The 14709-nt window shown below is 61.1% G+C and carries 10 protein-coding genes and 1 tRNA gene; 6 read left to right on the top strand and 5 right to left on the bottom strand.

From position 1 onward, the window contains the following. The first annotated feature begins 20 nt into the window (after positions 1 to 20). From QM007_RS02130 to QM007_RS02115, 4 genes are all read left to right on the top strand, one after another. Positions 21 to 1886, top strand: coding sequence for an ABC transporter ATP-binding protein (locus tag QM007_RS02130; RefSeq protein WP_283490353.1), 1866 nt, complete (start codon positions 21 to 23; stop codon positions 1884 to 1886). Positions 1887 to 1890: 4 nt separating this feature from the next. Beyond that, the gene (locus QM007_RS02125) at positions 1891 to 3711 is read left to right on the top strand and encodes an ABC transporter ATP-binding protein (RefSeq protein WP_283490352.1); all 1821 of its coding nucleotides are present in this window, start codon (positions 1891 to 1893) and stop codon (positions 3709 to 3711) included. Between the two features lie 66 nt (positions 3712 to 3777). Further along, positions 3778 to 3854: transfer RNA gene (locus QM007_RS02120), tRNA-Pro, on the top strand. 144 nt (positions 3855 to 3998) lie between these two features. After that, the gene (locus QM007_RS02115; protein ID WP_283490351.1) at positions 3999 to 4559 is read left to right on the top strand and encodes an NADPH-dependent FMN reductase; all 561 of its coding nucleotides are present in this window, start codon (positions 3999 to 4001) and stop codon (positions 4557 to 4559) included. A 107-nt stretch (positions 4560 to 4666) separates the two neighbouring features. Here the strand turns inward: QM007_RS02115 and QM007_RS02110 are convergent, their stop codons facing one another. Both QM007_RS02110 and QM007_RS02105 read right to left on the bottom strand, forming a co-directional pair. Continuing rightward, positions 4667 to 6820, bottom strand: coding sequence for an MMPL family transporter (locus tag QM007_RS02110; protein ID WP_283490350.1), 2154 nt, complete (start codon positions 6818 to 6820; stop codon positions 4667 to 4669). A gap of 9 nt (positions 6821 to 6829) precedes the next feature. Beyond that, positions 6830 to 7843, bottom strand: a complete 1014-nt coding sequence (locus QM007_RS02105; RefSeq protein WP_283490349.1) for a DUF418 domain-containing protein — start codon at positions 7841 to 7843, stop codon at positions 6830 to 6832. 114 nt (positions 7844 to 7957) lie between these two features. Here QM007_RS02105 and QM007_RS02100 point away from each other — a divergent pair, with 114 nt between their 5' ends. After that, entirely contained in the window at positions 7958 to 9319 is a 1362-nt protein-coding gene (locus QM007_RS02100; protein ID WP_283490348.1) for a cation:proton antiporter, read from the top strand. A 78-nt stretch (positions 9320 to 9397) separates the two neighbouring features. Here the strand turns inward: QM007_RS02100 and QM007_RS02095 are convergent, their stop codons facing one another. From QM007_RS02095 to QM007_RS02085, 3 genes are read right to left on the bottom strand one after another with little or no spacing between them, the layout of a single operon-like run. Next, entirely contained in the window at positions 9398 to 10039 is a 642-nt protein-coding gene (locus QM007_RS02095) for a LutC/YkgG family protein (protein ID WP_283490347.1), read from the bottom strand. Then, positions 10039 to 11664: a LutB/LldF family L-lactate oxidation iron-sulfur protein gene (locus QM007_RS02090; protein ID WP_283490346.1), complete on the bottom strand. Its 1626-nt coding sequence runs from the start codon at positions 11662 to 11664 to the stop codon at positions 10039 to 10041. Before QM007_RS02090 ends, QM007_RS02095 begins: the two co-directional genes overlap by 1 nt. Before the next feature lie 4 nt (positions 11665 to 11668). After that, positions 11669 to 12466 (bottom strand): (Fe-S)-binding protein, encoded by a 798-nt coding sequence (locus QM007_RS02085; RefSeq protein WP_283490345.1) that lies wholly within the window; start codon positions 12464 to 12466, stop codon positions 11669 to 11671. Positions 12467 to 12982: 516 nt separating this feature from the next. Here QM007_RS02085 and QM007_RS02080 point away from each other — a divergent pair. Next, positions 12983 to 14677 carry an L-lactate permease gene (locus QM007_RS02080; RefSeq protein WP_283490344.1) on the top strand — a complete coding sequence of 565 codons (1695 nt, stop codon included), beginning with the start codon at positions 12983 to 12985 and terminating at the stop codon, positions 14675 to 14677. Positions 14678 to 14709: the final 32 nt, after the last annotated feature.

The raw sequence follows: 14709 nt of genomic DNA, 5'->3' as shown, positions 1-14709 counted from the left end.
CAAATGTAAGATAGGTTACTATGGCTTCTCGACTGCTGCGCGTCTCTCCCCTGCCCACACCTGACCCCGTACCCTACGAGGCCCGCACCGAGCAGGATATCACCCTCTGGCAGTATTCCCGCCCTATTCGTGCGCGCTGGGCCTGCGGTCTTTTTGTAGCGCTCACCGCCGCCATTATCGCTATCTCTATCCCCCAGGTACTGGGCTGGATTGTCGATGCTATGCTGACCGACCAGCCCACGGTGGGGGCAGTCTGGGCTGGGGGCGCCCTGGTTTTTGCCCTGGGTCTGGCCCAGTCTGCCCTTTTCTTCCTGCGTAGGCAGCTCGTGATTGAACCCGCCAGTACGGTTGAGAACACCATGCGCATCGACCTCTTTGACCGTCTGCTGCGTTCCCCCGTGGCCTTCCACGACCGCTGGCCCTCGGGCCAACTCCTCACCCGAGCCATGAGCGATTTGGGTACTATCCGCCGCTGGACGGCCTTCGGCCTGATCCAAATCATTACCGTGGCTGTGCAGGTAACTGTCGGCAGTTTCTACATGTTTACCGGCTCCTGGCAGCTGGGTCTTGTTTTTCTTGCCAGCATGCCGCTGACCCTCTTCTGCGTCTGGCGGTTCGTGCTGACCTTCCGCACTCTGACCCGCAAGGCCCAAGAACACACCGGCGACCTGGCAACAACCGTCGAAGAATCGGTGCAGGGCTTGCGTGTGCTCAAGGCCCTGGGGCGGGGCCCGCACGCCCTGGCCGGCTTCCGCGCAGAGTCCCTAGAGTTGCTCGACCTTGAAGTTGCCCGAGGCCGGGCCATGGGGCGGGTCCGTATGCAGACCACCCTCATTAGCGGAGCCTCCCTCTGCCTGGCCCTGCTCTGGGGCCTGCACCTGGTCAGCACGGGCGTCATGACCGTTGGTGCCCTCACCAGCTATTTCGCAACCGCCACCATCCTGTTTACCCAGGTGGAGCGCTCGGGCATGCTGATTTCTATGTATCTGGCATCAAGTGTTTCTATGGACCGCCACCGCCAGGTCATGGTGGGCGAGGCAGGCGAAGATATCGACATTCTGCCGGCCCACCGCGAGCGCCCCGAGGCGGCAGCTGCCCGCCTCGATTTTGAGGACGTCACCTTCAGCTATGGGGAGCAAGAGCAGCAGGTGCTTAGCGGCTTCTCTCTACAAGTGCGCCCGGGAGAGATTATTGCCCTGGTCGGTTCGACCGGATCGGGTAAGTCGACCGTCTTGCAGCTGGTACAGAGGCTTTATGAGCCGACCGCGGGAAGCATCAGCCTGAACGGTCGCGATATCGCTGCCCTTCCCCTGCCTGAACTGCGTTCCCAGGTAGCGATTGCCTTTGAAGACCCCCTGCTATTTTCAGCCAGTGTGCGCGATAACGTCCTACTCGGGGTTGACCGTAGCGAGCTGACCCCTGACCAGGAAGAAGCCATTCTAACCCGTGCCCTGACGGTGGCTGCCGCTGACTATGTCTATCAGCTGCCCCAGGGGCTCGATACCGTCATCGGCGAAGAGGGCATGAGCCTCTCAGGCGGCCAGCGCCAGCGCCTCTCGCTAGCGCGCGCTATTGCTGCCGCCCCGGCCGTCCTGCTGCTCGATGATCCGCTTTCTGCCCTCGACGTGACAACCGAAGAGAAGGTGGTGGGCCTGCTCAAACAGGAGCTGACCGAGACCACCACCCTGCTCACGGCCCACCGGCCCTCTACGGTGGCCCTGGCCGACAGGGTTGTGCTCTTGCAGCAGGGGCAGGTAGCTGCTGTGGGCACCCATGCAGAGCTCCTGGACAACCCCGTCTACCGCGACCTCATGAGCACCGACACCACCTTGCCTGCCGCAGGGCAGGACACCGGTACCCCAGCCCACGAGAGCAAGGAGGGCTAGCAGCGTGGCTGCACAGAACATTACAGATTCCGAAGACAAGATCACCCTGAGTCGCGAAGAATCCAGGGCCGTGCGGCAGCGCTCGGTAACCCTGCTTGTCGATGCACTACGCCCGGTGCGGGGCCACCTCGTCTTTACCCTCTTCCTGGTCGTCCTGGCAACTGCACTGACCACCGCCATGCCCTGGCTGATTTCCACAGCTATCAACGACGCCCTAGAACCCCTGCTGGCAGGAGACAGCAGCTACGCCATCACCCTGGCAGCCCTCTATGTAGCGGCAGCGGTCGTCGCTGGCCTAGCGACCTACACCAACATTCTGCTCACCTACAAAATTTCCCAGAAGGTGCTCTTTGACCTGCGCCAGCGCATGTTTGAGCACGCCCAAAAACTCTCGGTAGGCTTTCACGACACCTACACCTCGGGCCGCGTCATCTCCCGCCTCACCAGCGACCTCGATACGATTCGGCAGTTCCTCGACTCGGGGCTTTCTGAGCTTGCAGCCATGCTGCTCTCTATCTCTTTTACCGTGCTTGCTCTTTGCCTGATGGACTGGCGGGCAGGCCTCGCCCTGCTGGTGATGATGCTGCCCATCGCCTGGCTGACCGCCTGGTTCCGCCGCGAATCTGAACTGGCCTACCGGGCCCAGCGGGTGGCGTCCGCCCGCATCATCTCCCGCTTTGCCGAAACCTTCACCGGCCTACGCGCCGTCAAGGCCTTCCGCGCCGAGGCGAGCTCGCGCGCAGCCTACGCGGACGCCGCCGAGGACTACCGAGTGCGCGTCATGCAGTCCATCAAGGTGCACGGCACCTACATGCCAGCCCTACAGGCCCTGGGTAACATCTTCGTGGCCATTGTGCTGGTCATTGGCGGTTACTCCATTCTGGGCGGCTCCATGCAGGCCGGCACCCTACTGGCCCTGGTCATCTACGCCAACCGGGTCTTTGAGCCTATCTTCATGCTCTCGGACTACTACAACATGTTCCAGTCAGCGGTCTCTGCCCTCGAAAAAGTCTCGGGCTTCCTCGCCGAAGAGCCCGAGGTAGCTGAGCCCGAGCGTCCAGCCCAGCGCGAGACCCCAGCAACGGGCCACTTGGTCTTCGATGAGGTTGAATTTGAATACGTCGAAGGACGCCCCGCCCTACATCGCCTGAATCTCGACATCCCCGCCGGGCAGCGCCTAGCCCTGGTGGGAGAAACCGGCGCCGGTAAATCAACCATCGCCAAACTCATTGCCCGCTTCTACGATGTCACCCATGGTCAACTCACTCTCGACGGGGTAGACCTGCGCGACCTATCCGATGAACAGCTGCGCCGCGAGGTCGTCATGGTGACCCAGGAGGCCTACCTCTTCAAGGGCACCGTGGCAGACAATATCCGCCTGGGCAACCCGGCTGCCAGCGATGAAGAGGTGTTCGAAGCTGCCCGCAGGGTCGGAGCCTACGACTTCGTCGCCAGCCTGCCCCAGGGCTTCGATACCAACCTCTCTAAACGCGGCGGGCGGATCTCTGCGGGCCAGCGGCAGCTCATTTCCTTTGCCCGGGCCTTCCTAGCCGACCCGGCCGTCCTAATTCTCGATGAAGCCACCGCCTCCCTCGATATTCCCACCGAGAAACTGGTGCAACGGGGCCTGGAGTCCCTGCTGGCCGGGCGCACCTCTGTGGTGATTGCCCACCGGCTTTCCACGGTGCTCACCGCCGACCGGGTGCTGGTGGTGGCGGACGGGCGCGTGGTTGAGGACGGCTCCCCCGCCGCCCTGGTCGAGGCCGGCGGACGCTTTGCCGCCATGTCCCGCGCCTGGGAAGAGAACAACAGCACCGAGGGCTAAGTCGGGGGTGATTTGGCAGGCTTAAGACCGCCGCGCTATACTTGAGAGGTTGTTATATGCAGCAATCGGGATGTGGCGCAGCTTGGTAGCGCGCGTCGTTCGGGACGACGAGGTCGCAGGTTCAAATCCTGTCATCCCGACCAAGCACAACCGCCCCTGACTCTAGTCGGGGGCGGTTTTTTCATATCTCTCTTGTCTCCTGCACGTGACACCACGTCACAAATACTTGCTTTGTAAAGTTTATTGGGTGTAGTCTAAAGAAAAATACAAATGTGAAAGGAAAACCAGTGTCACAGAAAGTTCTCGTTATCTCAGGTTCCGACCGTAACGGCTCCTTCAACACCCAACTGGCAGAGCAGCTCGTCGAAGCCCTTGAAAACGAAGGGCAGAGCGCCGAGGTCTACGACTTCTCAGCCGTCCCCCTACTCAGCCAGAACTCCGAATTCCCCGCACCCGCTTCCGTCGAGAAGCTGCGCACCGATATCGCGAACGCGGCCGGCCTGATTCTGGTCTCCCCCGAATACAACGGCTCCTACCCTGCCCGACTGAAGAACCTGATTGACTGGGCCTCACGCGCCGTCATCGCGGGCGATAACACCACCCCCACCGTCCTCAACGGCAAGAAGGTCGGCGTGGCTTCGGTTGCTAACTCAACCTACGGCAAGTTCGTACGCGAGAACCTGCGCAACCTGGTCCCCTACGTCCGTGCCAACCTGATGGAAGGCGAGGGCCTGGGCATCCGTATTCCCGGTGAAGCCTGGAGCACCGGCAAGCTGGAGCTAGAAGAAGAGCAGCAGAAGAACGTTGATCAGTTCGTGGCTGACTACCTCAAGTTCCTGGCCGCCTAAGCCAGCTTAACTCAAGAAACTGGGGCCTCCCTGTAGAACAGGGAGGCCCCTTTCTCTATGCCCCACGGGTGGCTCCACCCGGCGAGATAGGCTCTCCCGCTAAGGCCTTAGCGGGAGAGCTTAGAGGGCCACCAGATGTTCTTGCGCAGGTCTTCAACGAGTGCCGGTATGAGCAGGGCCCGTACCACAGTGGCATCGAGTAGTACGCCGAAAGCAACGATGAAGGCCAGCTGGGCGAGGAAAATCAGCGGGATAACGCCCAGGGCTGCGAAGGTTGCAGCCAGCACGATACCGGCCGAGGTAATTACACCGCCGGTTGCTACCAGGGCTGTGCGCAGGCCGCTCTTAGTACCCTGATGCAGAGCTTCTTCTCTCACACGGGTCATCAGGAAGATGGTGTAGTCAATCCCAAGGGCTACCAGGAAGACGAACCCGTAGAGGGGCACAGTGGGGTCAGCACCGGGGAAATTGAAAACATGGTTGAAGACCAGAGCTGAGACGCCAAGGGCGGTGAGATAAGACAGCACCGTGGAAGCCACCAGCATCAGCGGTGCCAGAATTGAGCGCAGCAGAACCATCAGAATCAGGGTGATAACAACCAGCACTACCGGGATAATCAGAGCCCGGTCGCGCTGGGCGCTGTCGATAGTGTCAATATCCGACGCGGTGGTACCGCCCACCAGGGATTCGGGAGCTGCGTTGGACAGGACCTCACGCATCTGGCGCACGGTTTCTTCTGCTTCCGGTGAGTCAGCGGGATTAGCCAGGGTTACCTGGAGCATGATACGCCCCTCAACCTCGGTGGGGCTGATACCGGCAAAAACGGGCGGGGCGGACTCAGCGGACGCCCCCACCGGCACGGTACCGGCAGGCGAGTCTTGGGCAACAGCGGCAATGGAGCTTACCCCGTCTAGGGCATCGAGGGCTGCCACAGCGCCGTCCTGCTCGCTTGCGGGAATAATGACGTTAGCCGGGGAACCAGACCCGCCGGGGAAGTGTTCCGCCAGCACGTTCTGGCCGTCTCTAGCCTGGGACTCCCCTAGCACCAGATCGGACTGGCGCACACCGTTAGCCTGGAAGGTGGCCGAGAAGCCCGCAAAGATGGCCAGCACTAGGGCCGTAACCAGCCAGACCGTGCGAGGCCTGCCCGAGACGAAAGCCGCAATTTTAGCCCAGAAGCCGGCGGAGGCGTCCTTGACCTCAGATGAGTAACGGGGGCGGGCGGGCCAGAAGGCGACCCTGCCCAGCAGGGCTAGGACAGCGGGCAGGAAGGTGAGCGAGGCCAGCATCGACAGCACGATACCTGTAGCGGCTACGGGGCCCAGTGCCTTGTTCGATGAGAGCTCAGAGAGCAATAGGCAGAGCAGACCGGCAATCACAGTGCCACCGGAAGCCAGGATAGGTTCGAGGGAGCCGCGCCAGGCAGCGCGGGTTGCTTCCCAGCGGGAAGTGTACTGGGTCAGCGCCTCGCGGTAGCGGGCTACATAGAGCAGGGAGTAGTCGGTGGCAGCGCCGACTACCAGGATCAGCAGAATTCCCTGTACCTGGCCGTTAATCATGACCCACCCAGCATTGGCCATGTGCCAGATGACGAAGATAGCACCCGAAAGAGCCACCATGGAGCTCATCAGCACAATGACTGGCAGTAGGGGCGAGCGGTAGACCACCAACAAAATCACAAAGACCACAATAAGAGCTACCGCGAGCAAGATTCCGTCAATGCCGCCAAAGGCTTCGACCAGGTCGGCCGAGAAACCGGCCGGGCCAGTCACATAGCCGGTGAGGCCATTGGGGGCCTGGGCTATCTCAGCGCGGATACCGTCAACAACCCCTCGGGTCTCCTGGTCGGTGGAGATGGGCAGAATGAGCTCCGCCGCCTGGCCGTCCTCTGAGTAGATTACGGGTGAGCTTTCACCGGTGAAGGTTCCGGACGCCGCCAGCTGGTCGGTCAGGCCTTCCAGGTAGGTGCGGTGGGAGTCGGTGAGGGAGCCGTCGGCTTCAAAGACGAGAATCGCGGGTACCGCGTCGGTGCCCAGGAAGTCACCCTGCTGCTCTACCACCTGAGTAGATTCAGCAGAGGCGGGCAGAAAATCTGTCTGGGAATTGGTTGAGACCTCGGAGATCTTACCGAAGTAAGGCCCGCCGATGCCTGCCACGGCAAGCCAGGCCAGGGCCAGCAGGGCAGCTAGAGCTACCCGCACCCAGGTGCGTGAAGAAGAGCCGGCCCTGGTGGAGCCGGCTTCCGAAGAAAAAGTATGCATGCTGAGAGTCTAGCCCCTGCCAGAGATCCACGCTAGCGGAGTCTCCAGGGGGCCGCGCCGCATAAAGGTCTGCCCCAGCAGTCGCTGCCAGACCCAGGCAAAGAGCAGGGCACCCAGAATGAGCCCGAACATCATAGCCCAGGAGTTATCCGAGGCAGGCAGGCCGTAGGCCGGCGCATAGTTGGAATACAGGGCTAGCACGGCTATCTGGAGCACATAGAGGGAAAGGGTCATGCGCCCAGCCGCTACCGGTACACCGGCCAGGTGCTCCCGCCCGGCCAGAGCACGCGCCAGCAGGCAGCACCAGCCCACGGTCGCCAGGCAGGATGCCAGGCTAAAGGCAATCTCAAGCCGACTGGAGGTGTAGGGAAGGAACTCTGCAACAGCAAAACGGGAGTACCAGAAGAGACCGCCGGTCACCAGACTCCCCAACAAGGTCAGGGCTACATCGACCCAGACACCCCAGCGTTCGATGAGGAAGGCAATCACCGCACCGATGCAGGCGTAGGTCAGCAGCGTAAAGACCTGGTAGTTCTGGCCGGTAAACATCCACTCGTAGAGGTAGGCAGTGTAGCTGCCGTCAAGAGAAGCCTGCATAGCCTGGGGCTGGAAGTAGGTCCGGGCGGACGCCGCAAACCACCAGCTACCCACAGCCAGGAGGGCCAGGGCCCAGGAGGGCAGGAAGACAAGGGGGGCCACAAGCAGACTCAGCAGCCCCAGGTACTCCAGTACGATATCGACCTGGGCGCCCCAGGTACCGATGTAGAGCCCCAGAGCAACCAGGGCTATAGCCCGCACCACCGAAGAGGCAAAGAGGGCGGGGAAGCTCATACGCTGAGATGAAAAGAAAGCGCCCGCCCCTAAGAGGAAGGCAAAGAGCGGGGCAGTCAGAAACTCACTCAGGTTCAACATCCCACCGGGGCCACCGCCGGGGGCTCCACGGGCGATAAACATGCTAATCAGAGCAGCACAGCGAGCCAGGTCAATACCGATAACACGGCCTGCGGTTTTTAGGTCGGTCACGCAATACTCCTCAATAAATACATGCTTTAGCCTAACACTGCCCCGCCACCCTGCGCGGACAGGGGCACACATGGCACACTAGATAGGTTGCCTCTCACCTCGATGAAAGCCACCATGAATACCTACCCTACTGACGCCGTCCTGTTGGCCGCTGGCTCATCAGCGACCAGCGAGTATATTTCTATCTTCTGGATAGCCGCCGCTGCCCTGCTGGCGCCGCTGGCGTCCGCCCTCGTTCAGAAGAAAATTCCAGATGTTGTCTTCCTGCTGATCTTCGGTGTGCTGATCGGGCCCGAGGTGCTAGGCTTCGCGAGTACCGACGGCGGGGTTGCTCTGGTGAAGGATCTGGGTCTGGGCCTGCTCTTTTTGCTGGCTGGTTACGAAATTAACGCCGGAGCCCTGCGCGGGCGCCAGGGGGCCTTCGCTGTGGGGTCCTGGCTGGTGAGCTTCACCCTCGGCCTGGTTCTGGCGATGAGCCTCTCCCAGTTTTCGGATTCTTTCTCTACCTACGCGGTCATCGGTATTGCCCTGAGTTCCACCGCCCTGGGCACGCTCCTACCCCTCCTCAAGAGCCACGGAAAATCGGGCACAAAGGTGGGCGACGGGGTGATGGTGCACGGGGCTATCGGTGAGCTCTTCCCCATCTTCGCCATGTCACTACTGCTCTCATCGCATGCCCCCTGGGTAGCGGTAATGATTCTGCTCGCTTTTATGGTGATCGCGGTGATTTCAGCGATTGTGCCCCACCGCCTCTTTGAGCACATTCCTGGCCTGCGCCGCACTATGGCAGCTGAAGCTAACACCACCAGCCAGACCATGCTCCGCCTGGCCATGTTTCTGCTGGCCACCCTCATGATGGTTGCCGCGGTCTTTGAGCTCGATGTGGTGCTGGGGGCCTTTGCCGCCGGTATCATCCTGCGCTCTCTCACCCCCGAGGGCGCATTTGAACCCTTCTCAAAGCGCCTTGAAACCCTGGGCTTCTCCTTCCTTATCCCCCTCTTCTTCGTCAGCTCAGGCATGGGCATTAAGGTGTCTGTCATCTGGGAGCAGCCGTTGCTCCTTGCCGGCATCGTGCTCGGTATTCTGGCGGTGCGCGGCCTGCCGGTCTTTGCCGCTGAAAAGTTTTTCGATACCGGTTCGGGGCTCACCACCGTGCAGGAAAAGCTCCAGCTGGGGCTCTACTCTGCGGCGGGTCTGCCCATCATTGTTGCTGTCACCGAGGTGGCGCTGGCCAACGATCTGCTCAGCGAACAAAACGCCTCCCTGCTGGTGGCAGGTGGGGCGCTGACCGTCCTTCTCTTCCCCCTGTGGGCCTCGGCCATCGGGGCAGTAGGGCGTAAAGACGCCGGTAGCAACTCAGAGGCCGATGGCGGCTCAGGTTCCCGGCAGCGTCGTAGCGCTAAGAAGCTAGAGCGGGCCGCCGCGGTGCGGGCGGCTACGGGCGCTCTTCCCGTCATCAAGCGTCCGAATCCCTAGCTTCCCCTTGAAGCACCCAATAAAAGGGCCCCCTTGCCTGAGCAAGGGGGCCCTTTCTATCACAGATCAGGTATGAGCCTACTTGAGGATGATGACGTCCAGGGTACGGGGGCCGTGCACACCTTCAACGCGAATCAGCTCGATGTCTGAGGTTGCGGAGGGGCCTGAGATCCAGGTGATGGGCTTGTCGAAGTTCAGGCGAGCCACGGTCTCGGGGATCAGCTCGACGATGGTATCGACGGGAACCACGCAGATGTGGTGGTCGGGTACCAGGGTGATGGCACGGCGGCCTTCGGTCTCGGTGCTGTTTAGGGCGATGGTGCCGGTTTCAGCGCAGGAGACGGTCGAAGAGGTGACAACCGCGTCGATGGCGTCGAGCTCGCGCACAGAGAGAGCCCCGGGCTTGTTGGCGTTACCGGAGTCAACCACGCGGGAGCGGGCTGCGGTGTCTTCGGGCAGCCACTCGGCCTTGAGGCCGGTGGGTACCACGTAGCGGGAGGACTTACCCAGCAGCTCACCCACACGGGCGGCGATGGTTTCTTCGGTCTCGTGGTAGACGTTAGCCTTGTAGTCGATTAGGCGGTCGACCAGCATCTCGATGATTTCCTCGCTGCCCTTGTCGCTTTCGCGGCGGTAGGCGCGGACGGGCTCAGCCGGCTGGGGATTGTCCCAGAGGGAGGCGCGGATGCGGCCCAGGATTTCTGCTTTTGCATCAGACATTAGTTGGCCTCCTTGGGGGCGATGGGGTTAGCGGTCTCAGCGTTGGCGTGGGCCTCGGCAAGCTTAGCCTGGTTAGCGGCAATAATGGCCTGAAGGTCAACGCGTTCGCCGCCTACACGCTTGGGAGCAGAACCGCGTTCCTTCTTCCACTCGTTGCGGAAGGAGGTCTTGGGGGGTGCCGGGATATCACGGTATTCGGTCCAGCCGCCGACGATACCGGGCAGCTTGGTAATCTTGCCTCTCTTGCCGGTGATCAGCTTAGAGGCGGGAAGGCCCTTGGTAGCCAGGGCCATGAGGGCGCCTGAGCTGAAGAGCTTCTTGGCACCAAACATCATGGCGTCCATCTGCACGTGGCGGTCCTTCTTGCCACCGGCGAATTCGCCCTGAGCCTTTTCGTGGTCAACGGCCTTGCCGCGCAGGTGAACCAGCACGTCGGGAATATTGATTTTAACGGGGCAGGCTTCGTAGCAGGCGCCGCAGAGGGAGGACGCGTAAGGCAGGGTGGAGTTGTACTGGTTCTCGATACCGCCCAGCTGGGGGGAGAGAATTGCGCCGATGGGGCCGGGGTAGGTGGAGCCGTAGGCGTGGCCACCTGCACGTTCGTAGACGGGGCAGACGTTCATACAGGCTGAACAGCGGATGCAGTGCAGGGCCTGGCGGCCAACCTGGTCGGCCAGGGCTGCGGTACGGCCGTTGTCCATCAGGATGACGTGCAGGTTCTGAGGGCCGTCGCCGGGGGTTACACCGGTCCACATGGAGGTGTAGGGGTTCATGCGCTCACCGGTGGACGAGCGGGGTAGCAGCTGGGTGAAGACCTCGAGATCCTGCAGGGTTGGCAGCAGCTTTTCGATGCCCATAAAGGTAATCAGGGTATCGGGCAGGGTCAGGCACATACGGCCGTTGCCTTCAGACTCAACGATGGTCATGGTACCGGTTTCGGCGATACCGAAGTTGACGCCTGAGATAGCGACCTTGTTGGTCAGGAACTTTTCGCGCAGGCGGAAGCGGGAGGCTTCTGCTAGTTCTGCGGGGTCGTTGGTGAGGTTGGGGTTGACGCCCTCAATCTTCTTGAGGAAGATATCGCGAATCTCGGTGCGGTTGCGGTGGATTGCGGGCACCAGGATGTGGGAGGGGCGGTCGTTGTCGCCCAGCTGCACGATTTCTTCTGCTAGGTCGGTTTCAATAGCGTGGATGCCGTGCTCTTCGAGGAACTCGTTGAGGCCGGTTTCGGCGGTGGCCATTGACTTAATCTTGTTGACCTCGGTGACGCCTTCGGCCTGGATCAGCTTGAGGGCGATTTCGTTGGCCTCATGAGCGTCGCGGGCCCAGTGCACGTGGCCGCCACGGGCGGTGAAGTTCTTTTCGAATTCTTCGAGGTAGGTGTCGAGGTTAGCCATGACCTTCTGCTTAATCATGGAACCTGCGGTGCGCAGATCCTGCCAGTCGGGCAGTTCTGAGATGACGGCGGCGCGCTTATTACGAATCTTGTGGGTAGCAAAGCCCAGGTTGGCGCGCAACTGCTCGTTCTGGAGTTCCTTCTCTGCATATTCGGGGAAGGGCTCGAATTCGAAGATGTTGCCGACGCCGTGGCGGACCTTGGGCATGCCGAGTGCGGTGGTTGACATGGCTTTACTTACCTCCTGCGGTAACAGCTACAGGGCCGGTGACCTTGAGCGGGTTTTCCTTGGTGGATGCAAGAATCTCGGCGAAGTGTACGGTCTGTACGGGTGAGTTCTTGCGGGAGAGGGCGCCGCCGATGTTCATCAGGCAGGAGGAGTCGCCACCGGTGCAGATTGATGCGCCGGTTGCTTCGATATTCTCTACCTTGTCGGCAACCATGGCGCCGGAGGTGTCTGCGTTCTTGAAGGAGAAGGTTCCACCGAAGCCGCAGCACTGGTCAAGACCATCAATCTGGGTGTATTCCAGGCCCTCAACGGTGCGGATCAGATCTTCCTGGCGGGTGCCCAGACCCAGCAGGCGCATGCCGTGGCAGGAGGAGTGGTAGGTGACCTTCTCGGGGAAGTAGGAGCCCAGCTGTTCTGCTGCATTGGTGATGCCGCAGACGTCGATGAGGAACTGGGAGAGCTCGAAGGAGCGGGCAGCCAGTGAGGCGGCAGCGCGTGCGGTGGCGTCGTCGCCTACCCGCTCTGCGATCATGGGCTGCTGGTGGCCGAGAGAGGCAACGCAGGAGCCTGAGGGCGCAACGATCGCGTCAAAGTCCCATTCTTCAAAGGCCTGTACGTGGGTTTTAACAATGGGGTAGGCGTCGTCGAAGTAGCCCGAGTTGACGTGCATCTGGGAGCAGCAGGTCTGGCCCTGTGGGAAGACGACCTCGTGGCCGAGACGCTCCAGGATGTCAACGGTAGCCTTAGCTACCTTGGGGTACATTGCGTCGACGATGCACGTTGAAAACAGTGCGACACGCATGTTGGTTCTCTCTTCTTCTGTGCGGCATGGGCAGCCCGCATCTTCCTCACCGGTTCAGGGGCGCGGACGCCGGTGGCCGGGTGGGAGAGGAAGGGCGGGCGGGGTGCCTGTTAGATTTTTTCCTACTCCCCCATTTAACACGATGGGGTCGGTGTTTCGATACTTTAAATAGAGCATATTTTCTTATGCAAATAATCTAACGGTCTGACCACATAAAGAAAGCTGAAAGAACTCTGCTCCCTCGCCACGAGCGCCTGCGCGCCCCAAGAGCCACACAAGTAGGCACATACCAACACAAGATCACACCCAAAAACCCCGAAAAACCCACAAAACCACAGGAGATAAAAAAATACCGCACATAGATGCGGCCACAGCTTGGCGAAAGTGAACCATCTCATGTAACGTAGACCTCGAAAAACAATGGTCTGACCACAGGAGGTTAGGCCTCATATTTTTTGGCTCAGTGCCCCACAGATGTGACGCCCAGCCATACCACACATCACTAAGGAGAATACGGTGGAAAATACCTACACCGCTGTAACCGACGCCGTAGGAGGAAGCCTCGCGCTCAGCGCCCTGGTCTCCACCCTGCCGCTGTTGGCATTCTTTATCATGCTGCTCGGCCTCAAGGCCCGCGCTCACGTCGCAGGCCTCGTCTCCCTGCTGGTCGCCCTGCTCGTTGCTATCTTCGGCTTCGGCATGCCCTGGGATCTCGCTGGCATGTCTGCCTTCCGCGGCGGCATCTACGGCCTCTTCCCCATCGTCTGGGTTATCCTCATGGCCATCTGGTTCTACCAGGTCACCGTACTCTCCGGCCGCTTTGAAGACCTGCGCCGCACCTTCGACCTCATCGGCGGCGGCGACCTACGTATCCAGGCCATCCTCATCGCCTTCTGCTTCGGCGGCCTGCTCGAAGCACTCGCAGGCTTCGGCGCCCCCGTTGCTATTACCGCAACCATGATCTTGGCCCTCGGCGTCAAGCCCCTCAAGGCAGCTACCACCGTCCTCATCGCCAACACCGCCCCCGTAGCCTTCGGCGCCGTCGCTATCCCCATCACCACCGCCGGTGAAGTCGGCGGCAAGGACGCAGCCGTCATCGCCGCCCTCGTCGGCCACCAGGCCCCCTTCATCGCCTTCTTCGTGCCCTTCATCCTGCTCTGGATCCTCGACGGCGTCAAGGGCCTCAAGGACGCTTGGATGCACGCAGCCGTCATCGGCGCCTCCTTCTCTATCGCCCAGTGGTGGGCAGCAACCTACTTCGTCTACCAGCTCACCGACGTCGTAGCCTGCATCGTCTCCATCGCAGCAGCCGTTGTCTTCCTGCGCTTTGTCAAGCCCCGCGGCGTTGAGGGCGTGCGCGAACGCTACGGCATCACCGCCCCCCTCGAAGTTGAGCACCTGCCCGGCCGCCGCATCTGGATGGCCCTCATGCCCTACCTGGTCGTTGTCATCATCTTCGGTGTTGCAAACCTCTACACCCCGCTGGTCAACTGGCTCAAGACCACCGTCGTCAAGTTCGATATGCCTCTACTCTCTGAACGTCTGCTCAAGGCGGACGGCACCGCAGTAGACACCGTCTACAAGTGGGCATGGCTCGGCAACCCCGGCACCTACCTGCTGATCTCCGGCATCCTGGTTGCCATCCTCTACGCCATCTTCAACGAAAACGGCAAGTACAAGCTCTCCATCGCTGACGCTTTCAAGGAAATCGGCGCCGTAGCCTACAAGATGCGCTGGTCAGCTGCCACCATCGCCCTGGTTCTAGCCCTGGCCTTCGTCATGAACTACTCCGGCCAGACCGTTGCCATCGGTGAATACGTCGCCTCCCTCGGCGTAGCCTACGCCTTCCTGGCACCCGTCCTCGGCTGGGTCGGCACCGCCGTCACCGGCTCCGACACCTCAGCCAACGCCCTCTTCTCCAAACTCCAGGTCACCGCCGCTGAGCACCTGCAAGAAGGCGGCATGACCGGTGCCCACCCCGAACTCATGCTGGCAGCTAACACCACCGGTGGTGTAGTCGGCAAGATGATTTCACCCCAGTCCCTCGCCATCGCGGCCACCTCGGTCAACATGGAAGGCAAGGAGTCCGAAATCTTCAAGGCAGTTCTCGGCTGGTCCTTCATCCTGCTGCTGGCCGTCTGTGCTCTGGTCTTCCTCCAGGCAACCGTTCTCTCCAGCCTACTGGTTGAGCCCTACCTCACCGGCCACTAATCACAGGTTCACATCTATAATCTAGGCACACA

It is taken from the genome of Rothia sp. SD9660Na, assembly GCF_030064065.1.
GTDB lineage: Bacteria > Actinomycetota > Actinomycetes > Actinomycetales > Micrococcaceae > Rothia.
The sequence above is the reverse complement of the archived record's forward strand: the minus strand, read 5'-3'. Positions and strand labels throughout refer to the sequence as shown.

Excerpts from the sequence above, each read along its gene's own strand:
- QM007_RS02130 (WP_283490353.1), top strand. The coding sequence starts at position 21 with ATGGCTTCTCGACTGCTGCGCGTCTCTCCCCTGCCCACACCTGACCCC.
- QM007_RS02110 (WP_283490350.1), bottom strand. The coding sequence starts at position 6,820 with ATGCATACTTTTTCTTCGGAAGCCGGCTCCACCAGGGCCGGCTCTTCT.
- QM007_RS02100 (WP_283490348.1), top strand. The coding sequence starts at position 7,958 with ATGAATACCTACCCTACTGACGCCGTCCTGTTGGCCGCTGGCTCATCA.
- QM007_RS02095 (WP_283490347.1), bottom strand. The coding sequence starts at position 10,039 with ATGTCTGATGCAAAAGCAGAAATCCTGGGCCGCATCCGCGCCTCCCTC.
- QM007_RS02090 (WP_283490346.1), bottom strand. The coding sequence starts at position 11,664 with ATGTCAACCACCGCACTCGGCATGCCCAAGGTCCGCCACGGCGTCGGC.
- QM007_RS02085 (WP_283490345.1), bottom strand. The coding sequence starts at position 12,466 with ATGCGTGTCGCACTGTTTTCAACGTGCATCGTCGACGCAATGTACCCC.